Annotated in this window: 24 protein-coding genes; 13 read left to right on the top strand and 11 right to left on the bottom strand. The window is 62.7% G+C overall.

Features of this window, described 5'->3' with window-relative positions; translation table 11 throughout:
• Positions 1–2: 2 nt before the first annotated feature.
• The 6 genes from NKJ94_RS02455 to NKJ94_RS02430 form a co-directional block, all read right to left on the bottom strand.
• A complete protein-coding gene (locus NKJ94_RS02455) occupies positions 3–1208 on the bottom strand; it encodes an aminotransferase class V-fold PLP-dependent enzyme (protein ID WP_352522812.1) in 1206 nt (401 codons plus the stop codon).
• 24 nt (positions 1209–1232) lie between these two features.
• Positions 1233–1694: a RidA family protein gene (locus NKJ94_RS02450; RefSeq protein WP_352522811.1), complete on the bottom strand. Its 462-nt coding sequence runs from the start codon at positions 1692–1694 to the stop codon at positions 1233–1235.
• Between the two features lie 34 nt (positions 1695–1728).
• Positions 1729–2523, bottom strand: coding sequence for an amino acid ABC transporter ATP-binding protein (locus NKJ94_RS02445; RefSeq protein ID WP_352522810.1), 795 nt, complete (start codon positions 2521–2523; stop codon positions 1729–1731).
• A 4-nt stretch (positions 2524–2527) separates the two neighbouring features.
• Entirely contained in the window at positions 2528–3178 is a 651-nt protein-coding gene (locus NKJ94_RS02440; RefSeq protein ID WP_352522809.1) for an amino acid ABC transporter permease, read from the bottom strand.
• A gap of 1 nt (position 3179) precedes the next feature.
• The gene (locus NKJ94_RS02435; RefSeq protein WP_352522808.1) at positions 3180–3845 is read right to left on the bottom strand and encodes an amino acid ABC transporter permease; all 666 of its coding nucleotides are present in this window, start codon (positions 3843–3845) and stop codon (positions 3180–3182) included.
• Between the two features lie 71 nt (positions 3846–3916).
• Positions 3917–4798 (bottom strand): transporter substrate-binding protein, encoded by an 882-nt coding sequence (locus tag NKJ94_RS02430; RefSeq protein WP_352522807.1) that lies wholly within the window; start codon positions 4796–4798, stop codon positions 3917–3919.
• Positions 4799–4926: 128 nt separating this feature from the next.
• Between NKJ94_RS02430 and NKJ94_RS02425 the strand changes: the two genes are divergently transcribed.
• On the top strand, positions 4927–5730 hold the full coding sequence (locus NKJ94_RS02425) for an IclR family transcriptional regulator (protein ID WP_352522806.1): 804 nt from the start codon (positions 4927–4929) through the stop codon (positions 5728–5730).
• Positions 5731–5762: 32 nt separating this feature from the next.
• Here NKJ94_RS02425 and NKJ94_RS02420 read toward each other — a convergent pair whose 3' ends face one another.
• Positions 5763–5966, bottom strand: a complete 204-nt coding sequence (locus NKJ94_RS02420; protein ID WP_023678480.1) for a YdcH family protein — start codon at positions 5964–5966, stop codon at positions 5763–5765.
• Positions 5967–6205: 239 nt separating this feature from the next.
• On the opposite strand from NKJ94_RS02420, the gene NKJ94_RS02415 reads away from it, so the two are divergent.
• The 7 genes from NKJ94_RS02415 to NKJ94_RS02380 all read left to right on the top strand — a co-directional run bounded on the left by NKJ94_RS02415 (position 6206) and on the right by NKJ94_RS02380 (position 13028).
• Positions 6206–6385, top strand: a complete 180-nt coding sequence (locus NKJ94_RS02415) for a YdcH family protein (RefSeq protein ID WP_023678481.1) — start codon at positions 6206–6208, stop codon at positions 6383–6385.
• Between the two features lie 201 nt (positions 6386–6586).
• Complete coding sequence (gene ispG / locus NKJ94_RS02410) at positions 6587–7840, top strand: flavodoxin-dependent (E)-4-hydroxy-3-methylbut-2-enyl-diphosphate synthase (protein WP_352522805.1); 1254 nt, start codon at positions 6587–6589, stop codon at positions 7838–7840.
• 4 nt (positions 7841–7844) lie between these two features.
• Positions 7845–8699: a lytic transglycosylase domain-containing protein gene (locus NKJ94_RS02405; RefSeq protein ID WP_352522804.1), complete on the top strand. Its 855-nt coding sequence runs from the start codon at positions 7845–7847 to the stop codon at positions 8697–8699.
• A 265-nt stretch (positions 8700–8964) separates the two neighbouring features.
• Positions 8965–10161 carry a phosphoglycerate kinase gene (locus NKJ94_RS02395; protein WP_352522803.1) on the top strand — a complete coding sequence of 399 codons (1197 nt, stop codon included), beginning with the start codon at positions 8965–8967 and terminating at the stop codon, positions 10159–10161.
• A 140-nt stretch (positions 10162–10301) separates the two neighbouring features.
• Entirely contained in the window at positions 10302–11327 is a 1026-nt protein-coding gene (locus NKJ94_RS02390; protein WP_352522802.1) for a class I fructose-bisphosphate aldolase, read from the top strand.
• A gap of 147 nt (positions 11328–11474) precedes the next feature.
• A complete protein-coding gene (locus NKJ94_RS02385; RefSeq protein WP_352522801.1) occupies positions 11475–12212 on the top strand; it encodes a DUF899 domain-containing protein in 738 nt (245 codons plus the stop codon).
• Positions 12213–12296: 84 nt separating this feature from the next.
• Entirely contained in the window at positions 12297–13028 is a 732-nt protein-coding gene (locus tag NKJ94_RS02380) for an SGNH/GDSL hydrolase family protein (protein ID WP_352522800.1), read from the top strand.
• Positions 13029–13041: 13 nt separating this feature from the next.
• On the opposite strand, the gene NKJ94_RS02375 is transcribed toward NKJ94_RS02380, so the two are convergent.
• Positions 13042–13203, bottom strand: a complete 162-nt coding sequence (locus tag NKJ94_RS02375; protein WP_352522799.1) for a hypothetical protein — start codon at positions 13201–13203, stop codon at positions 13042–13044.
• 204 nt (positions 13204–13407) lie between these two features.
• Between NKJ94_RS02375 and NKJ94_RS02370 the strand changes: the two genes are divergently transcribed.
• From NKJ94_RS02370 to NKJ94_RS02360, 3 genes are all read left to right on the top strand, one after another.
• Entirely contained in the window at positions 13408–13575 is a 168-nt protein-coding gene (locus NKJ94_RS02370; protein WP_254816537.1) for a hypothetical protein, read from the top strand.
• Positions 13576–13717: 142 nt separating this feature from the next.
• The gene (locus tag NKJ94_RS02365) at positions 13718–14125 is read left to right on the top strand and encodes a hypothetical protein (RefSeq protein WP_352522798.1); all 408 of its coding nucleotides are present in this window, start codon (positions 13718–13720) and stop codon (positions 14123–14125) included.
• An 18-nt stretch (positions 14126–14143) separates the two neighbouring features.
• Complete coding sequence (locus tag NKJ94_RS02360; RefSeq protein ID WP_023678491.1) at positions 14144–14863, top strand: helix-turn-helix transcriptional regulator; 720 nt, start codon at positions 14144–14146, stop codon at positions 14861–14863.
• A 59-nt stretch (positions 14864–14922) separates the two neighbouring features.
• On the opposite strand, the gene NKJ94_RS02355 is transcribed toward NKJ94_RS02360, so the two are convergent.
• From NKJ94_RS02355 to NKJ94_RS02345, 3 genes are all read right to left on the bottom strand, one after another.
• Entirely contained in the window at positions 14923–15618 is a 696-nt protein-coding gene (locus NKJ94_RS02355; RefSeq protein ID WP_352522797.1) for a DUF1013 domain-containing protein, read from the bottom strand.
• Between the two features lie 357 nt (positions 15619–15975).
• Positions 15976–16116: a DUF1127 domain-containing protein gene (locus NKJ94_RS02350; protein ID WP_023720976.1), complete on the bottom strand. Its 141-nt coding sequence runs from the start codon at positions 16114–16116 to the stop codon at positions 15976–15978.
• Between the two features lie 132 nt (positions 16117–16248).
• Complete coding sequence (locus NKJ94_RS02345) at positions 16249–17259, bottom strand: NAD(P)H-quinone oxidoreductase (RefSeq protein WP_352522796.1); 1011 nt, start codon at positions 17257–17259, stop codon at positions 16249–16251.
• 108 nt (positions 17260–17367) lie between these two features.
• On the opposite strand from NKJ94_RS02345, the gene NKJ94_RS02340 reads away from it, so the two are divergent.
• Together NKJ94_RS02340 and NKJ94_RS02335 are read left to right on the top strand one after the other, a co-directional pair.
• Positions 17368–17562: a DUF1192 domain-containing protein gene (locus NKJ94_RS02340; protein WP_023678495.1), complete on the top strand. Its 195-nt coding sequence runs from the start codon at positions 17368–17370 to the stop codon at positions 17560–17562.
• A 96-nt stretch (positions 17563–17658) separates the two neighbouring features.
• Positions 17659–18906, top strand: a complete 1248-nt coding sequence (locus NKJ94_RS02335; protein WP_352522795.1) for an MFS transporter — start codon at positions 17659–17661, stop codon at positions 18904–18906.
• Positions 18907–18935 lie beyond the last annotated feature (29 nt).

Raw genomic sequence — 18935 nt, 5'->3', positions numbered from 1 at the left:
GACTAATCAGGCCAGCGCAAGGCGCCGGCGGACTGCTTGCGAACGGACTTCATTGCATTGGCGGGACGATCAGCTGCGCTCAACACCGCCCGCAGGCGTTCGGCGACGGTCTCCGCCTCGCCAGGGTGGAGATTGCACGGGTCGAGGAAGAAGTGGCCGCGCTCGACCTCGTGGTTGCGAACGATAATGGGGGGCGAACCCGCCGCCAGCGCAGAGGCAAGACCGGCGGCGGTGAACCTGCTTTCGGGCGCAACGAATATCTGCAGCCGGTCGAGAGGATTTCCGGTCGGATCGGGAATGATATGTGCTGCGATGCCCGGAAGGTCCTGCAATGCGGCTTGCCACAGCTGCAGTGCGGCTTCTTCCCGCTGGCGGATGCCGGCATGGTCTCGCCGCTCCCAGGCTTCCAGGGCCGCCATGGTGCCGGCAATGCTCTCCTTGCCGACCTTCATGGCGCGCGCAACGCCCCGGTTCTGGAGATAGGCGGCCCGCACCAGATCCTTGCGGCCCGCAATGATGCCGCTTGTCGGCCCTGAGAGAAATTTGTGTCCGCTGTAGACGACAATGTCGGCGCCGCGCGCCAGAAAGCCGCGCAAATCGTATTCCGAGGCGGCGTCGACGATCACTGGCACGCCCTTGGCGTGGCAGATCTCGCAGAACTCTTCGAGCGAGAGCATGCCGTATTGCACGGTATGATGCGCAACGACGTAGAGGGCTGCCGCCGTTCGGTCCCGGATCGCTTCGCCTACATGATAATCCTGAGTGACGCTGACCGTGCCGGCAGGCACTGCCTTGGCTCCGGCAAGCCGGATCGACTGGTCGATCGGCGCGCCATAATTGACGATGTGGCCAAGCTGAACGATGACCTCCGATTTGAGGCCCTCGGTGTCGTCCGGCAGCCGCTCGATGGCGAGAAGGTTGGTACCCGTCATCGCGCCGGCAATCGCCATGGTTATACCGCTGGCGCAGCATGCGGTGATGAAGCCGGCCTCGCCGCCGGTGAGGCGTGCAATCACCGTGCTTGCGGCGCGCTGCAGATCGTCCATCTCTACCCATTGCGAGGCCATTTCCGACATTGCGGCAATCGCTTCGGGGACAATGATTGAGGCGCCGAGCGCCGTCATCGTGCCGGAAACATTGATGATCGGACGAAGGCCGAGCCGTTCGCGGATTGTCGTGTTGGAACGGTCAGCGGCATAGGTCGTCATCTCTGTAGATCCTATTCATGGATTTCAGGCGGCGATCTCGACGACCGCCTCGATTTCAACTGTGATGTTGCCCGGCAGCGAGCCGACACCGATCGCCGAACGGGCGTGTCCGCCAATCCTATCAAAGACGGCGGCGAAAAGATCGGAACAGCCATCCACCACCTTGGGGTGCTCGCTGAATGTCGGCGTCGCATTGACAAAGCCAAGCAGCTTGACGACGCGCACGATGCGGCCGAGGTCGCCGGCCGCGGCATGCATGACGGCGAGCAGGTTCAGGCCGGTCAGACGGGCATGATCATAGGCCTCTTCCACGGAGATATCCTCGCCGACTTTGCCGGTGCAGAGCACACCATCGGCGCGCAACGGCCCCTGGCCGGAGAGGAAGACCAGCCGTCCGCTCTCGGCGTAGGTGACGAAGTTGGCGATGGGCTTCGGCGGCTCGGGCAGCGTCAGGCCCAATTCCGCGAGCCGGATGTAAGGCGTCATAAAAGCTCCTTGCGACAGCTTTCGCGGTCCGATGTCAAAAATGCGAGGCGCGAAATCGCGCCAGGAAGCTGCGAAGGCGTTCATTGTCGAACTCCGCAGCCAGAATCTCGGCGGGTGGTCCGACGGCACTGACGCCGCCATCCGCCATGAAAACGATGCGGCTCGATGCGTCGCGTGCAAAAGCCATTTCATGCGTGACCATCAGCATCGTCATGCCGTCTTCGGCGAGGCTGCGCACGACCTCGAGCACCTCGCCAACCAATTCGGGGTCGAGCGCCGAAGTTATCTCGTCGAGAAGCAGGATCTTCGGCTCCATCGCCACGGCGCGGGCGATGCCGACGCGCTGCTGCTGGCCGCCGGAAAGCTCGGCTGGCAGACTGTCGGCCTTGTGGGCGAGGCCGACCCGGCCGAGCCAGTGCTCGGCAATGGTGCGGGCCTCGGCATTGCTCTTGCCGCGCACCTTGCGCAAACCAAGCATGATATTGCCGGCCGCGGTCAGATGCGGAAACAGATTGAAGCTCTGGAACACCATTCCGGTCTCGGCTCGCATCGCCGCGAGGTCGCGCTCGCTGCGGCGCTGACGTGTTCCCGCCTCGCGGTAGCCGACCTCTTTGCCATCGATACGGATCGAGCCGTTATCATAGCTCTCCAGAAAGTTGACGCAGCGCAGCAGCGTGGTCTTGCCGCTGCCGGACGGCCCGATGATCGTCACCACCTCGCCGCGCGCCACCTTGAGGCTGACCGAGCGCAGGACCTCGACGGGACCGAAGGCTTTGGACACGTCGGAGACGTCGAGAAGCGCCGGATTTGCGTGGGCGGAGTTGGACATCTTGCTATTCCCGGATGAAGGAGAAACGCCGCTCCAGCCGGCGGCTGGCCAAGGAGAGGGCGTAGTTGACGGCGAAATAGACGAGCGCGCCGAGGATGTAGAGCGGCATCGCTTCGTAGGTGCGGCCGATAACCTGGTTGATTGCCTGCATCAGGTCGGTGATGCCGAGCAGCGAGACCAGCGCGCTGCCCTTCACCGCGTCGGTGACGCCGTTGATCCAGGGCGGCAGGAAACGCCTGAACGCCTGCGGAAAGATGACGTAGGCCAGCCGCTGGCGAAAGGTCAGCCCGATCGCCATCGCCGCTTCGGACTGACCCTTGGGGATCGAGCCGACGGCGCCGCGCAGATATTCGATGACCTGCGCCGTCTTGAACAGGGTAAGCGCGAGCACGGCCGCCCAAAAGGATTCCAGATGCAGCCCTACTGCCGGCAGGCCGTAGTAGACGAAGAAGATCAGCACCAGGATCGGAATGCCGCGTATGGTGTCGCTGAAGATGCGCACCACCCAGCGCAGCGGAGACGGACCATAGACGAGGCCGACGCCCATCAGCACGCCGGCGATGAGCGATAACACCACGACCAGCAGCGACACCCACAGCGTCAGGGCAAATCCTTGACCCAGGAAAGGCAAGGCATAGGCGATCTGGCCAATCATCCTAGTGCCCCGCCCTGAATCGGCGTTCGACCAACCGCAGCGCGAAAAGCAGCGCATAGCCGGTCAACAGGTACATCGCCGTCACCACCAGATAGACCTCGACGATGCGGAAGGTGTTGAAGTTGATCCACTGGGCGCCGTAGGTGAGCTCGGGCACCGAAATGACCGATGCCACGGACGTATCCTTGAAGAGCGATATGAATGTGTTGGAAAGCGCCGGCAGCGTTATGCGCAGCATCGTCGGCAAGCGCACATGGACCAGCCTTTGCCATGGCGTCAGGCCGATCGCCTTGCCGGCGTCGAGCTGGCCGCGCGGCACAGCTTCGAGCCCCGAGCGGAACACCTCGACCAGATAGGCGCCGCTATAGAGCGACAGCGTGGCAATGAATGAGGTTTGCGCGCTGTACGCGATGTCGACTACAGTCGGCAGGCCGTAGAAGACCAGGTAGACGAGCAGAATCAGCGGGACGTTGCGGATGAACTCGACATAGGCCGCGATGACGGTCCGAACCGCCCGCCCGGCCGACACGTACCAGACCGCCAGAAGCAGCCCGATGACGATGCCGATCGCGATCGAGATGACGGCCAGTTCGAGGCCGAGCAGGAGCCCGCCCCAGAGCTTATCGAAATGCCGCCAGATCAGGTTGAAGTTGAGGGTATAGCCCATGCGTCTCCCGCAATGCTGAGGGCTGCCGAGGAGAAGCAGGCGGAAGGGCGCTGCCCTTCCGCCTGCTTGCATCAGATGACCGGGAAGCCGGGATGGCGGGCCGGCGGCTCCTGTCCGAAATAATCCTTGAACGCCGCGTCATAAAGCGCCGTTTCATGGCCGAACATGGCGATGGTGAAGGTCTGGTTGACGAAGGTCAGCCAGTCGAGGTCGCCCTGCCGGAGTGCGGCACCATAAAGCATCGAGAACCAGCTCTTGCCGGCATCGAAGTATTTGTCCGGATTGCGCGAGGCGAGCCAGCGGACCGTTGACAGATCGACGGCGGCGGCGTCGACGCGCTTCGATTCCAGCGCCTGCAGCACGTTGGCCTGCGTGTCTATCTGCATTACCTGCGCCTCGGGCAGGACGATACGCACGTTTGCCTCGGCATCGACGTTCTGCAGGATGGAAATCCGGGTCGCCGAACCGGCGGCAAGCAGCTTGTCGAAGGTCTTGTTTTCGGCGTTCGGAAGGGTCAGCAAGGCGATGCCCTCGACGTAGTAGGGCCGGGAGAAGTGGATCAGCTGCGAGCGCTGGGCGGTCATGGTCATGAACTGTATGGTGATGTCGACCTTGTTGGTGGTCACGTTTGGAATGCGCTGAGCCGGATCCTGCATGACGAATTCGACCTTGGTCGGGTCGTCGAAAAGCCCCTTGGCAAGGATGCGCCCCATGGTGATGTCCATGCCGACCAGCTCGCCAGCGTCGTTCTCGAAGTGCCAAGGCGCGTTGGTGCTGCCGGTGCCGACGATCACCTTGCCGCGCTCGAGAACGGTGCGCAGCAGGCTGTCGGGCGCCGCCTGGGCTGCCGCTTTCTGAACATCGACCGCTGTTGCCGCGCTCATCACTCCGGCCGTTGCAAGCCCGGCCATTCCCAGTTTCAGAAATTCACGCCTTTTGGATGTGTCGTTCACGGCGACCTCCTTTCGTGTTGTGTTCCCCTTTGGACCAGCAGTGCATGCATCGATTGCAACTGACGTCATTGTCCCTTACAAGAGACGCCTGTACTCTGTACAAGACAGATTAACATCAGGAATCGATAATGCAAGATGGCAATGCCTTGGCCGCTCGACCGGATGTCGGTCTGGACGAAGACAAGAATTCGGGCTCTCGGGAGAAGGGTCTCAACCGGGTCCTCCAGATTTTGGAGTTTCTTCACGCGACCCAGCGCGCGATCGGCATTGGCGATCTTGCCAAAGGGGTGAATGCGCCGCGTTCGACGACCTATACGCTCGTGCGCTCGCTGGTCGACGCAGGCCTGCTGGAAATGGCCGGAGACGGCAATCGGGTCTATTTCGGAAAGAAGCTTTATCTCTACGGAATGGATTATGTACGGGGCAACGACCTGCTCAGGCGAGGGCGCCAGGAAGTCGACCATTTGTCGCGCGAGACCGGCGAGACCTCGGAACTGTGCATGCTGCAAAGCGGCCGTTACACCATCGTCCATTCAAGCCCGGGAACGAGGCCATTCCGGATCAGCTCGGCGACGGGGTTGCAGATACCGCTTCCCTGGACCGCTTCCGGAAGGCTGCTCCTCGCCGGCTTCGAAAGGGCAGCGATCGAAGACATGGTCTCCGAGGACGATCTCGTGCTGCCCGACGGCCGCCGGTTGCAGCTCGACGATTTCATAACCGATATCGCCGTCGCCAAGTCGGCGGGCTACTGCGTCACCTCCGGCCTCATCGATGCTTACACGAAATGCCTGGCCGCGCCGGTCTTTTCAGCACCGGGCAAGATCGAGGCGACGATGTGCCTGGTGGTTCCCATCGATACCTCGACCGAGAAGACCGATGATCTGATAGCACTGTTGCGCGACCGTGCCGCACGGCTTTCGATCGCGGCATAAGCCGCCTGATCAGAAGCCAGCGGCGGGTTCGTTCAAGCGATAATGTCTGGAATGATCTTGTCTTCCAGCGCCATCAGCCTGTCCTTCAGGAAAAGCTTCTTTTTCTTCATGCGCTGGATCTGCAGCGGGTCGCAATTCATGGCGATCATCGCATTGATGGCCGCGTCGAAATCGGCGTGTTCCTGCTTCAGTCGGGAATATTCGAGGCGGATATCTGCCTGTTCCTGATCGGACATTTTTACCGTCTGCACGTCTGCGGCGCCCAAACTATGGGCCTGATTGGGCGGGGCCAGCGTCTCTTGCACCGGCGCGCAGCCCATATCACATTTCATATTGTCGTGGAATGCTACCACGCAGCATTCGACATCGGCGCGCGATGGTGGCACACTGTCATTATGCCGTCACAGAAGCGAGCCTGCGGTGGACGTTGCCTTGACGGCTGCAATCGAGGAAACCATGAAAGGGAGAACCAATCATGTCTCTTGCATCCCATCTTGATGAGCTGCAGCGGAAACACGGCGATATCGAGCGCGAAATCGACGATGCGATGACCCATCCATCGGTCGACGACCTCGAAATCGTGAATCTCAAGCGGCGCAAGCTGGCACTCAAGGACGAGATTGAAAAACTGAAGGCGAAACCGACGACGCACTGAAGCCCTTCCAAGACTAGCCGCGCCGCCCGGCGCGATCTCTTTCCGGTGGCATATCTTTATGCTGCCGGAAACGGCTGTGGATTTGCGGCAAGCCGTCGTCTTGTCATTACCGATTTGCTAGGCCTGCGCGCCACTCGCCATTGACAAGCCATCTTTGCTCCTCCACCTCATGCCCGGACCTTCAAGATAAAGGCAGCCGGCATGACCGGATATTTTTCCTCACCCTTCCCGCGCCGCAGGTCGGTCGGTGTCGACGTCGGCGGCGTGATGGTCGGTGGCGGCGCGCCGGTCGTCGTCCAGTCGATGACCAACACCGACACGGCCGATGTCGACCAAACGATCGCGCAGGTGGCGGCGCTGCATCGCGCCGGCTCCGAGATCGTGCGCATCACCGTCGACCGCGACGAAAGTGCTGCCGCCGTGCCGGCCATCCGCGAGCGGCTGGAACGGCTAGGCATCGACGTGCCGCTCGTCGGCGATTTCCATTATATCGGCCACAAGCTCTTGGCCGATCATCCGGCCTGCGCCGAGGCCTTGGCCAAATACCGCATCAACCCGGGCAATGTCGGTTTCAAGGACAAGAAAGACCGGCAGTTCGCGGCGATCGTCGAGATGGCGATCAAATACGACAAACCGGTGCGCATCGGCGTCAATTGGGGCTCGCTCGACCAGGAGCTTCTGACCCGGCTGATGGACGACAACCAGGCCCAAGGCTTTCCGCTGACCGCGCAGGAGGTGACGCGCGAGGCAATCGTGCAGTCGGCGATCCTGTCGGCCGAAATGGCTGAAGAGATCGGCCTTGTCCGCGAAAAAATCATCCTGTCGGCCAAGGTCAGCGGCGTGCAGGATCTGATTGCCGTCTATACCGAACTTGCCACGCGTTCCAACCATGCGCTGCACCTCGGCCTGACAGAGGCGGGCATGGGCTCGAAAGGCATTGTCGCATCATCGGCTGCGATGGGCATCCTGCTCCAGCAAGGCATCGGCGACACCATCCGCATCTCGCTGACGCCGGAGCCGAACGGCGACCGCACGCGCGAGGTGCAGGTGTCGCAGGAGCTGTTGCAGACCATGGGCTTCCGGCAGTTCGTGCCGATCGTCGCCGCCTGTCCGGGTTGCGGCCGCACGACCTCGACCGTGTTCCAGGAGCTTGCCCAGAACATCCAGGCCGACCTGCGCAAGAACATGCCGGTGTGGCGCGAACAATATCCCGGCGTCGAGAACCTCAAGGTCGCGGTGATGGGTTGCATCGTCAACGGTCCGGGCGAGTCCAAACATGCCGATATCGGCATTTCGCTGCCCGGCACTGGCGAGACGCCGACCGCCCCGGTGTTCGTCGACGGCAAGAAGGCGGCGACGCTGCGCGGCCCATCGATTGCCGCGGATTTCGAGAAGATGGTCGCCGATTATATCGAACGGCGGTTTGGGCAACACGACAAGGCCGCGGCGGAGTAGTTCAATGCGGCGTTTGCTGGGCGCGGCGCTGGTTCTCATTTGCGGGCTGGTCTGGGCGACAGCCGTTCAGGCCGATCCACCACGGCCCGCCAAAAAGAAGCTGATCGACCAGGTTTGCAATCTGATCGAGGCCCATGCAGACCAGAACGGCTTGCCCAAGGATTTCTTTGCCCGGCTGATCTGGAAGGAAAGCCGTTTCGATCCCAATGCGGTCAGCCCGGTCGGCGCCGAAGGCATTGCCCAGTTCATGCCGGGCACCGCCAAGATACGCGGCCTCACCAATTCGTTCGATATCGAGCAGGCGATCCCGGCCTCGGCAAAATATCTCGCCGAACTGAAGACCGGCTTTGGCAATCTGGGCCTCGCCGCAGCCGCCTACAATGCCGGCGAGACCCGAGTGTCGCGCTGGCTGAATTCCGGCGGCTTCTTGCCGATGGAGACCGAAAGCTACGTCCTGGACGTCATGGGCGAGCCGGCCGACAGGTTCACTGATGCCGCGTATGCCGGCGTCATCCGGCCGCTCGACAAGAAGGCGAGCTTCGCTGCCGCCTGCCGCAAGCTGCCGGTGATCATGTCCAGAACCGTGCCGATGTCGTCGATCAACATCAAGCCATGGGGCGTGCAGGTGGCCGGCAATTTCCGCCGCGCCGCGGCGCTCAATCAGTGGAGCACTGTGAAACGCCGGTTTCCAGCCTTGCTCAGCGGTCGCAATCCGGTGGTCAGCCGGGTGCGCACACCGATCGGCAGGCGCGGCATCTACGCGGTGCGGATCGGCGCCGACACCAAAGTCAAGGCCGACGATATCTGCGAGAAGCTGCAGAGCGTCGGCGGCGCATGCATTGTGGTGCGCAACCGGTAAAGCCATATGTCGGCGCTTCGTCGGATCTGGAAGCTGGAAACATGGCCGCCAAGATCATCCTTCTTAACGACCGGACACGCCTTCCAGGTGTTTCTGACGTCAGAAGTTCGAGCGGCGGTGCTTCGCACCATTGCTGCCCATCTCGCTCCCGGTGGGCGCTTCATCTTCGAGACGCGAATCATATTTTCCGTGAACCCTTAGGCAGGTCTTGCATCGTCGTCGATGCGGGGTAAGGTCCCCGCGATTTTTCGCGAAAGGGATCAGCATGGCCGGCTTCAAGACACTCGACGACATCGGCGATATCAGCGGCAAGCGTGTGCTGGTGCGTGTCGACCTCAACGTTCCCGTCACTGACGGCAAGGTCACCGACGCCACCCGCATCGAGCGCATTGCACCGACCATCGCCGAGCTGTCCGGCAAGGGCGCCAAGGTCATCCTGCTTGCGCATTTCGGCCGTCCCAAAGATGGACCGGCGCCGGAATTCTCGCTCGAGCCGATCGCCAAGGCGACGGCGGACGTGCTCGGCCGCCCGGTCGGCTTTGCCCCCGACTGCATCGGCGACAAGGCCGCGAGCGCCGTCGCCGCCATGGACAGCGGCGATGTGCTTCTGCTCGAGAACACCCGCTTCTACAAGGCCGAGGAGAAGAACGACCCGGCCTTCACCGAAAAGCTCGCCGCTAACGGCGACATCTTCGTCAACGACGCCTTCTCCGCTGCGCACCGCGCCCATTCGTCGACGGAAGGACTGGCGCATGTGTTGCCGGCTTTCGCCGGGCGCACCATGCAGGCCGAGCTCGACGCGTTGGAAAAGGGCCTCGGCAATCCCGTCCGCCCGGTTGTCGCCATCGTCGGCGGGGCCAAGGTCTCGACCAAGATCGACCTGTTGATGAACCTCGTGAAGAAGGTCGACGCGTTGGTCATCGGCGGCGGCATGGCCAATACGTTTCTCGCGGCACGCGGCACCGACGTAGGGAAATCGCTCTGCGAGCATGATCTCGCGACCACCGCCAAGCAGATCATGATCGAGGCGGCTGAGGCCGGCTGCGCCATCATCCTGCCCGTCGACGGCGTCGTCGCCCGGGAGTTCAAGGCCGGCGCCGCCAGCGAGACCGTCGCCATAGCCGACGTGCCGGCCGACGGCATGATCCTCGATGTCGGCGCGAAGACCGTGAAAACCATTGCCGAATGGATCGACCGTGCCGCGACGCTGGTCTGGAACGGGCCGCTCGGCGCCTTCGAGATCGAGCCGTTCGACCATGCGACGGTGGCGACGGCCAGGCACGCGGCGGCGCGCACCAAGGCCGGCAGACTGGTCTCGGTCGCCGGTGGCGGTGATACGGTGGCGGCGCTCAACCATGCCGGCGTCGCCGACGACTTCACCTATGTCTCGACGGCCGGCGGCGCTTTCCTGGAATGGATGGAAGGCAAGCCCTTACCCGGCGTCGACGTCTTGAAGCGCTGATTGCCTCGGCAACAACGCTGCGAATGAAGGTTCCTTCGACTTTCAATCGATTCGCGCTTCCCCGACGAAATCGTTCGACTTGAACCTGCGTTGCTCTAGTGGTCTGCTGGAGACGGACAAACCGTTTCAGGAGAAGCACGATGAGCGAACGTCTCGAGGATATTGCCGCCGCGATGGTGGCCGACGGCAAGGGCCTGCTGGCCGCCGACGAGAGCTCCGGCACCATCAAGAAGCGCTTCGACGTCATCGGCGTCGAGTCGACCGCCGACAGCCGCCGCGACTATCGCGAGATGATGTTCCGCGCCAGCGATGCGATGACCAAATATATTTCCGGCGTCATCCTCTATGACGAGACCATCCACCAGAATGCCGCCGACGGCACGCCGCTGGTCGACATCATCAAGGCTTCGGGCGCCATCCCCGGCATCAAGGTCGATGCCGGCGCCAAGCCTCTGGCAGGCTTCCCCGGCGACACCATCACCGAGGGCCTCGACGGCCTGCGCGAACGCCTCGCCGAGTACTACAAGCTCGGCGCCCGCTTCGCCAAATGGCGCGCGGTGATCGACATCGATGTTGCCAAGGGGGTGCCTTCCGCCACCTCGATCGGCTCGAACGCCCATGCGCTCGCCCGTTACGCCGCGCTCTGCCAGGAGGCTGGCATCGTGCCGATCGTCGAGCCGGAGGTGCTGATGGACGGCGCCCACGACATCGATATCTGCTACGAGATCAGCAAGGCAACGCTGACAAAGCTGTACACCGAGCTCTATGCGGCTCGCGTCGTCCTCGAAGGCACCATCCTGAAACCGAACATGATCCTCGCAGGCAAGAAATCGGGCAAGGTCAGCAGCCCCGACGAAGTCGCCGAAAAGACGATAAAACTGTTCCGCGAGACGGTGCCGGCCGCGATTGGAGGCATCGCCTTCCTGTCGGGCGGACAAACGGACGAGCAGGCGACCGCCAACCTCAATGCCATCAACGCCATCGGCCCGCATCCTTGGACGCTGACCTTCTCCTACGGCCGCGCCTTGCAGGCCGCCCCGCAGAAGGCCTGGAGCGGCAAGGCGGCAAATGTCGCCGCCGCCCAGGCCGCCTTCGCCCATCGTGCCCACATGAACCATTTGGCAGCGCTTGGACAATGGCAGCCGACGCTGGAGCAAGCCGCCTGACCGAATCCGTCTTGGTTCCTCGATCCCGGGCCGCGTGCCCGGGTTTTGTTCGAAAGCAGCAAGGGCTGCAATTACTTGCAACTAAATGCAGCTCTGTGTCGGCATGCGTCGCTGCCGAACGTCCTCCGTGAAAAGAGGAGCAGACCTATGCCGAACAACAAGACCGTGTCGCAGGAAGACTGGTTTCAGGCGCACAAGGCACATCTAGCGCGCGAAAAAGAATTGACGCGCTTTCGCGATCGCATCGCCGCCGAACGTCGCGAATTGCCGTGGCTGAAGATCCGCAAGGACTACGTCTTCGAGACCGAGCAAGGGCCAAAGAAACTGCCCGACCTGTTTGGCGGCAACAGCCAGCTGATCGTCTACCATTTCATGTTCGGGCCGGGCGCCGATTATCGTTGCGAGGGTTGCTCGTTCCTTGCCGACCACATCGATGGCGCCAACCAGCATCTCAGGCATCACGATGTCTCACTTGTCGTGGTGGCGCGGGCGCCATTGGCCGAATTGCTGCCCTACAAGCAGCGCATGGGCTGGAAATTCGACTGGGTGTCGTCCTACGCCTCGGATTTCAACTTCGACATGCAGGTTTCATTCACCGACAAGCAGATCGCAGCCGGCGACACGACCTACAATTTCGAGCGGCGTGCGCGGCAATCGAAGGATCTTCCCGGCACCAGCGTGTTCTATCGCGACGAGAAAGGCGACATCTTCCTGACCTTCGTCTCGCGCTCCAGGGGCGGCGATCCGCTGATCGGCGCCTATCACTATCTCGACTTGACACCGAAAGGTCGCAACGAAACCGGCCCACATCATAGTCTTGGTGACTGGGTGCGGCTGCATGACGAATATGAAGACCGGTCCGGGACGCATGACTGCTGCCATTGAGGCGACAGGCTGTCGCTGCAAGGTCGTTCACCTTCAGTGCAACATGCGCTAAGTGCTGTTCGCTATGCCCTAAAGGGACTTGCCATGCGGCGCTTTCCGACCCTTCTCACCTGGCTCGCCTTTCCGGTCTATGTCTGGCAAGGGCTTGGCGTGCGTCGCCGCACCACCCGCATGCTGCCGGCACAAGGTCCGGTCATCCACGAGATATCAGGCCAGGCGCCGGCAATTTCGCTTCTGGTGCTTGGTGATTCCTCCGCCGCATCGGTTGGCATCGGCCATTCCGAAAACGGATTGGCTGCGCAACTGGCCGTTCTGATTGCGCAACGCACCGGCCGCGCCGTGCGCTGGCGGGCAGCCGGCTTCAACTCGGCAACCTCAGGCCAGATCCGCGACCATGTGCTGCCCAATCTGTCGGCCGATCCGTGGACGCACATCGTGCTCGCCATCGGCACCAACGACGCCAAGAATTTTCATTCGGTACCGCGCTTCAAGCGCGATTTTGGCGGCCTGCTTTACGCACTGCGCGCCAAATGGCCGGAGGCGCGCGTCGTGTGGTCGCCGGTGCTGGAGTTCACCCGGGCGCCGGCAATGCCGCCGCTGCTCGGCAAGATCCTCGAAATCCGCGCCGTCGAGATGAACCGGATGGGCGAGCGTCTTTGCCTCGAGCGCGGCGCGATACCGGCACCCCGCCTGCCGATCACCGATGCCGAGGCCGGCTTTGCGTCGGATGGATTTCATGCTTCGGAAGCCGGCTACCGAGCCTGGGCGGAACATCTGGTCGGCTTGGTGCTCGCCAACGAACCCGGCGTCGCGTAATGGGCCGTCGGCACTACGTCCAATGCCCGAGCACCGCCGTTATCGAAATCGCCGCCATCGCCAGCAGCGCCAGCTTCCAGAAATCGCTGCGCCGCTTCAGCCCCAGCCAGCCGAGCGGCTTGATGAGCTGGATGACCATCATGGCGATGATGACGAGCGCGAGAAGTTTCGACATGCAGCCTTTGATCAGCATCGCGGCTGGCTGTCAAAGCGCTCCGGGATCGCCATCTTTCCATTGCGGCAAGCCTCTTTTTTCAGCGCTGCCTGATCACTTCGGCGGACAAATCGGAACGCCGGTCATGAGAGCCGCACCCTCCTGACAGACTGTTGTCAGCAGGGGTGTGCGATAGTGTCTCCATCGAAAGAGAGGAGACCAGCCATGAACGGTTTTACCATTCTGCGCAGCGTGCAGCACTATGTCGGCAAGATCCGGACGATGCGCAACGAGATCCGCACACAGCGTTTCATGAATACCCTGCCGGCGGACATCCGTAAGGACATTGGCTGGCCGGACATGTATGGCGACCGCCGCAATGGCGGCAATTGAGGCAGTCTTTTCTGCACGGCGTTTGGATGCGGCCCGGCGACGAGCTTAAGTGGGCATGCTGAAGCCTCCTGACAGGATGGTGTCAGGAGGCTCGTGCCATAGTGCGATGGCCGTCAGAGACGGACGGCCGAGAGGGCGATCGATGAAAAGCTGGAACGACAGGCTGAACACGCCTGGCATCAACGGCATAAAACCGTCGCCACGCGCCATGGCTGACGTCGTCGAAGGCCAACCGATGCTGGTTCCGACAGCTCGCCAAGTCGATGCATTCGTCCGCTCCATCCCCGAAGGCATGGCCATGGATGATTGCGCTTTGCGCACCGCGCTTGCCATCGAGCACGGTGCCGAGGTGACATGTCCGGTCACCATCGGTTATCATCTGCGCACCGTCGCCGAGGCCGCCAACGAGGATCTTGAGCATGGCATGGCGCTGAGCGACATTGCGCCGTTCTGGCGGGTGCTCGACGCCGACACGCCGACAACGAGGAAACTATCCTTCGGCGCGGCCTTCGTCGCCGCGCAGCGCAAGCGCGAAGGGCTGGAACAATAGACGCCGAGGGACCATACGATGCGCCGCGCCGACAGGCTCTTCCAGATCGTGCAGCATCTGCGCGGTGGCCGTCTGGTCACCGCCCAGAAGCTGGGCACATGGCTCGAGGTTTCCGAGCGGACCATCTATCGCGACATCGCCGACTTGCAGTCGACCGGCGTGCCGATCGACGGCGAGGCTGGTGTCGGCTATATGATGAGGGAGGGTTTCGACCTTCCGCCGCTGATGTTCACGCGTGACGAGATCGTCGCCCTGGTCGCCGGCGCCCGCATGGTGCGCGCCTTTGGCGGCGCGGCCATGGCGCGAGCCGCCGACGAGGCGCTGGTCAAAATAGGCGCCGTGTTGCCCGACGCCGAAAAGGACAGGATCGCCCGTACCGAGATCCACACGCCGATGTGGGTGGTAAGCGATGCCGCCCGCGAAGCCATCGACCTGATCGAGCGGTCCATCGAGAAACGTCAGGTGCTGACCATCGACTATTCGGATGAGGCCGGCCGCAGCACCGCGCGCGACATCCGCCCGCTTGGCCTGTGGTTCTGGGGTAAGGTGTGGACGCTGGTCGCCTGGTGCGAGATGCGCGGCGATTTCCGCGCCTTCCGCATCGACCGCATCGCCTCGGTGGTCATCGCCGGTCGCACCTTCAAGCCGGAGCGCGGCAAGCAGCTCGCCGATTTCTACCGCGCGGTGGAACGCAGCGAGGACTACGGCATGGCGCCCGACCGGGCGGCGCGAAGCTGACACGGGAGATCACAAAAAAGCCCGCTTGAAAGCGGGCTTTTTGTTTTGGATGCGAGACCCTACTCCTCTTCGTCGGCGTCCTTGTCCTTCGACTTCAGCGCCGAAAGCTTGGCGAAGACGGCGTTGGCGTCGAGTTCGCGGTCCTCGTCCTTCGGCTTTTCCGGCGCCGGCACCAGCCGTTCGGTCAAGGCCGCCGGCAGCAGCGTATCGCCGGCCGGCTGGGCCTGCTCGCGGCCGCGCGAGGCGCGGTTGATTTCCATGTCGAGGTCGATCTGCGACGTCAGGCCGAGCGTCACCGGATCCATCGGCTGGAGATTGGCGGAGTTCCAGTGCTTTCTGTCGCGGATCTGGTCGATCGTCGACTTCGTCGTGCCGACGAGGCGGGCAATCTGCGCATCCTTCAACTCGGGATGGTTGCGCACCAGCCAGAGGATGGCGTTGGGCCGGTCCTGGCGCTTCGACAGCGGCGTGTAGCGCGGACCCTTGCGCTTGGATTCCGGCACCCGCACCTTGGGATCGGAGAGCTTCAGCCGGTGGTTCGGGTCCTTCTCGGCGCGCGCGATCTCGTCGCGAGTGAGCTGGCCGGTCATGATCGGGTCCATGCCCTTGATGCCTTGCGCCGCCTCGCCGTCGGCGATCGCCTTGACCTCAAGTGGATGCAGTCCGCAGAACTGCGCAATCTGCTCGAAGGAGAGCGCTGTGTTGTCAACCAGCCAGACGGCGGTCGCCTTTGGCATCAGCAGCGTATTGGCCATTACAAAAATCCTTCTCGTTCGCCCGCGTTCCCGCGCGGGCGGTGGTTTAGAGCCACCAAAAATGGGAAAATCGTGGCCTATATAACCGCTCCCTCGCCGTTTCGCAATGTTTTTGGGAGACGCGCGTCAAGGACCTCAGCGCAGCGACCAGCAGACCGCCAAGGGTCGGGACGCACTGAAGCGATGCGGTCGAAAGCTTCAAAAAAGACAAAGCCCGCCGGACCAAGGTCAGGCGGGCTCGGAACCGGCGACGGAAATCCGTCTGCGGCGGCTCTGGCTTCTAAGGCTTGATCCCGAACCGCGACTCGGCGCTGCAGAAAAGCAGCGCCCGGTCGTCGGGCGAGATCATGCTCGAGATCAAAGCCCTTGGCGGGCGATTCTCTCGATGTCGCCGCGGTTGATGCCGAGGTCGTTGAGCTGACGAGCGTTCAGCCGGTTCAGTTCGCGCACGGTTTCATTGTACATGCGCCAGTTACGGAAAGCGCGGATCGGGTTCATGGTAGTCCTCCATCGTTTCGATGCCACTCAAATAGGCATCGGCGATGAAAAATTGAACAGACGCTTTTGCATGGCCGCAATGCGTTTGTTGCATTGCACAATTAAGCTTTCGTTCAGTCTGTTTGCCGGCCGTCAGGCGACATCGAGCACGATCTTGCCGATATGCTCACCGTCCTCCATCCGCTCATGCGCCCGCCAGGCTTCCTTGAGCGGGAAGATCATGTCCATGACGGGTGCCACCTTGCGGGTGCCGAGCAGCGGCCACACCTGCGCCTCCAGCGCGGCGGCGATTGCCGCCTTGAACTCGACGGTGCGTGGCCTCAGCGTCGAACCGGTATGGATGAGCCGCTTGACCATGATCTTCGAGAAATCGGCGCTGGCCACCGCCCCGGCCTGCGTGGCGATCTGGACGATGCGGCCTTCGAAAGCCGCGGCCTCGTGGTTTCGCGCCACATAGTCGCCGCCGACCATGTCGAGGATGACGTTGGCGCCGCGGCCAGCGGTTGCTTCCTTGACCGCGGCGACGAAATCCTCCTGGCGATAGTTGATCGCCCGGTCGGCGCCGAGCTTCAGGCATGCGTCGCACTTCTCCTGGCTGCCGGCGGTGGTGACGACATAGGCGCCGAATGCGGAAGCAAGCTGGATCGCGGTGGTGCCGATGCCGGAGGAGCCGCCATGGACGAGCAGCGTCTCGCCGCTCTTCAGGCCGCCGCGCTCGAACACATTGTGCCAGACGGTGAAGTAGTTTTCGGGCACTGCCGCCGCTTCGGTGTGGGTAAAGCCGGCGGGCAGCGGCAGCACGCTGCCGGCGTGGACTTTGACATATTCGGCATAGCTGCCGCCCGGCGTCAGCGCGCAGACCCGGTCGCCGACGCGCCAGCGCGATATCTCGTCACCAAGGGCGGCGACTTCGCCCGCCGCTTCGAGGCCCGGCAGATCTGATGCTCCGGGGGGCGGCGGGTAGGCGCCCTTGCGCTGCTGTATGTCCGGCCGATTGACACCGGCGGCACGCACCCGGATCAGGATCTCGCCGGGGCCGGGTACCGGCACGTCGCGCATTTCCGGTTTCAGCACTCTCGGCCCGCCGGGTTCCGAGATTGCGATCGCCGTCATCTTCGCCGGAATTTTCTGTCCGCTCACCATGAATTGTCCCGTCGTATTTCGCCGATTTCTTGCCGGCTATTTGCATCAGCGCCGTTGCCCTATGTATGCTCATTGGCAAATCAGGCAAATGGGCACGGAGGAGCGACGATGGCGATCTTCGACGACGAACCCAAGAAAAAAGCGCGCCCGCACGAGATCGGCCAGGATTTGTCGCTGCTTTCCGTCGATGAATTGTCCGAACGGATCGGCATCCTGCGCGACGAGATTGCGCGGCTGGAAGCCGAGCTCAAGACCAAGGGCTCCACCAAGTCGGCGGCAGAGGCGCTGTTTCGCCGCGGATAGTTTCTGAGAGTAATTCCAAAAGCTGGGGCATGCCGCCGAAAAGCCCGAATGCGGCTGTCTCCAGACCTGTGCCCCGAACTCCAGCCGGATTGAAAAATGTTCGCAAGCTACAGACCGATCCTCTCGCTGCTGCGCGGCACCGCGTTCCTCCTTGCGGCATCCGGACTGCACGGGCTGCTGCTGCCGTTGCGCGGCCAATTGGAAGGCTTCTCGACGGCATCACTCGGCCTGATGGGCACAGCCTGGGCCGGCGGCTTTGTCACCGGCTGCTTCTTTGCGCCGCGCATCGTGCGCCGTGCCGGTCATGTCAGGGCTTTCGGCGCCTTTGCCGCGTCGGGAGCGATCGTCGCGCTGCTCACCGGCCTGATCATTGACGAATATACCTGGATCCTGCTGCGGGCCTTCACCGGCTTCACCATGGCCGGCGCCTTCATGGTCATCGAAAGCTGGCTGAACGAGAAGGCCACCAACGAAAACCGCGGTACCGTCTTCGGCCTCTATATGATGGTCACCTATGCCTCGATCATGGGCGGTCAGATGATCGTTGCCGGCGGCGATGTGAAGTCGGCCTCGCTGTTCATGATCACCGGGATTCTGTTCTGCCTGTCGCTGATCCCGACGGCGGTCTCGACGGCGTCGCACCCCAAGCCGCTGCAGGACGTGTCGCTCGACGTCAAAGGGCTCTATGTCAATTCACCGGTCTCGGCGATCGCCTGCGTGCTGATCGGCATCGCCAACGGCGCCTGGGGTACACTTGGTGCCGTCTACGGAGCTCGCATCGGCATCTCGACGGCCGAGATCGCGCTGATGATGAGCCTCGTGGTCATTGCCGGCGCCGCCATGCAGCTTCCGGCCGGGCGGCTCTCCGACACGACGGACCGTCGTTTCGTGCTGGCGGGCGCGGCGTTCGGCGCTGCGCTGTTCGCCATCGCCATCTTCCTGTTCGAACCGCGCTCCGGCGTCTTCGTCATCGTCTGCACCGCCGCCTACGGCGCCTTCGCCTACACGCTCTATTCGATCGCGGTGGCGCATGCCAACGACCATGCCCGATCGGAAGATTTCGTCAAAGTGTCGGGCGGCCTGCTGCTGCTTTATGGCTTTGGCACGATGATCGGTCCGCTGCTGGCCGCCGGCCTGATGGGCTGGATGCGTCCCGAGGGGCTGTTCCTGGCTACTGCGCTCGCGCATCTCTGCCTGGCCGGCTACACGCTGCTGCGCATCAGCCGTCGCGCGCCGGTGCCGATCGAAGGCCGCGATGCCTTCAAGACCCAGCCGGCCGACCGCTCGGTGACGCCGGAAGCGTTACGGCTCGACCCGCGCAGAAAAGCTGAAACCGACGGTTGAGATTCGAGACGCTTTGCCCCACAAATAAG

Source organism: Mesorhizobium sp. M0060, from assembly GCF_040323155.1.
Classification (GTDB): domain Bacteria; phylum Pseudomonadota; class Alphaproteobacteria; order Rhizobiales; family Rhizobiaceae; genus Mesorhizobium.
This window is presented reverse-complemented; position numbering and strand designations above follow the sequence as displayed.

Bases quoted from the DNA above. Each gene is read 5' to 3' on its own strand.
- NKJ94_RS02365 (WP_352522798.1), top strand. From the start codon at position 13,718: ATGAAAAGCTGGAACGACAGGCTGAACACGCCTGGCATCAACGGCATA.
- NKJ94_RS02380 (WP_352522800.1), top strand. From the start codon at position 12,297: ATGCGGCGCTTTCCGACCCTTCTCACCTGGCTCGCCTTTCCGGTCTAT.
- ispG (WP_352522805.1), top strand. From the start codon at position 6,587: ATGACCGGATATTTTTCCTCACCCTTCCCGCGCCGCAGGTCGGTCGGT.
- NKJ94_RS02435 (WP_352522808.1), bottom strand. From the start codon at position 3,845: ATGGGCTATACCCTCAACTTCAACCTGATCTGGCGGCATTTCGATAAG.
- NKJ94_RS02385 (WP_352522801.1), top strand. From the start codon at position 11,475: ATGCCGAACAACAAGACCGTGTCGCAGGAAGACTGGTTTCAGGCGCAC.
- NKJ94_RS02340 (WP_023678495.1), top strand. From the start codon at position 17,368: ATGGCGATCTTCGACGACGAACCCAAGAAAAAAGCGCGCCCGCACGAG.
- NKJ94_RS02370 (WP_254816537.1), top strand. From the start codon at position 13,408: ATGAACGGTTTTACCATTCTGCGCAGCGTGCAGCACTATGTCGGCAAG.
- NKJ94_RS02425 (WP_352522806.1), top strand. From the start codon at position 4,927: ATGCAAGATGGCAATGCCTTGGCCGCTCGACCGGATGTCGGTCTGGAC.
- NKJ94_RS02420 (WP_023678480.1), bottom strand. From the start codon at position 5,966: ATGTCCGATCAGGAACAGGCAGATATCCGCCTCGAATATTCCCGACTG.
- NKJ94_RS02335 (WP_352522795.1), top strand. From the start codon at position 17,659: ATGTTCGCAAGCTACAGACCGATCCTCTCGCTGCTGCGCGGCACCGCG.
- NKJ94_RS02395 (WP_352522803.1), top strand. From the start codon at position 8,965: ATGGCCGGCTTCAAGACACTCGACGACATCGGCGATATCAGCGGCAAG.
- NKJ94_RS02450 (WP_352522811.1), bottom strand. From the start codon at position 1,694: ATGACGCCTTACATCCGGCTCGCGGAATTGGGCCTGACGCTGCCCGAG.
- NKJ94_RS02405 (WP_352522804.1), top strand. From the start codon at position 7,845: ATGCGGCGTTTGCTGGGCGCGGCGCTGGTTCTCATTTGCGGGCTGGTC.
- NKJ94_RS02355 (WP_352522797.1), bottom strand. From the start codon at position 15,618: ATGGCCAATACGCTGCTGATGCCAAAGGCGACCGCCGTCTGGCTGGTT.
- NKJ94_RS02445 (WP_352522810.1), bottom strand. From the start codon at position 2,523: ATGTCCAACTCCGCCCACGCAAATCCGGCGCTTCTCGACGTCTCCGAC.
- NKJ94_RS02415 (WP_023678481.1), top strand. From the start codon at position 6,206: ATGTCTCTTGCATCCCATCTTGATGAGCTGCAGCGGAAACACGGCGAT.
- NKJ94_RS02390 (WP_352522802.1), top strand. From the start codon at position 10,302: ATGAGCGAACGTCTCGAGGATATTGCCGCCGCGATGGTGGCCGACGGC.
- NKJ94_RS02455 (WP_352522812.1), bottom strand. From the start codon at position 1,208: ATGACGACCTATGCCGCTGACCGTTCCAACACGACAATCCGCGAACGG.
- NKJ94_RS02375 (WP_352522799.1), bottom strand. From the start codon at position 13,203: ATGTCGAAACTTCTCGCGCTCGTCATCATCGCCATGATGGTCATCCAG.
- NKJ94_RS02360 (WP_023678491.1), top strand. From the start codon at position 14,144: ATGCGCCGCGCCGACAGGCTCTTCCAGATCGTGCAGCATCTGCGCGGT.
- NKJ94_RS02350 (WP_023720976.1), bottom strand. From the start codon at position 16,116: ATGAACCCGATCCGCGCTTTCCGTAACTGGCGCATGTACAATGAAACC.
- NKJ94_RS02345 (WP_352522796.1), bottom strand. From the start codon at position 17,259: ATGGTGAGCGGACAGAAAATTCCGGCGAAGATGACGGCGATCGCAATC.
- NKJ94_RS02440 (WP_352522809.1), bottom strand. From the start codon at position 3,178: ATGATTGGCCAGATCGCCTATGCCTTGCCTTTCCTGGGTCAAGGATTT.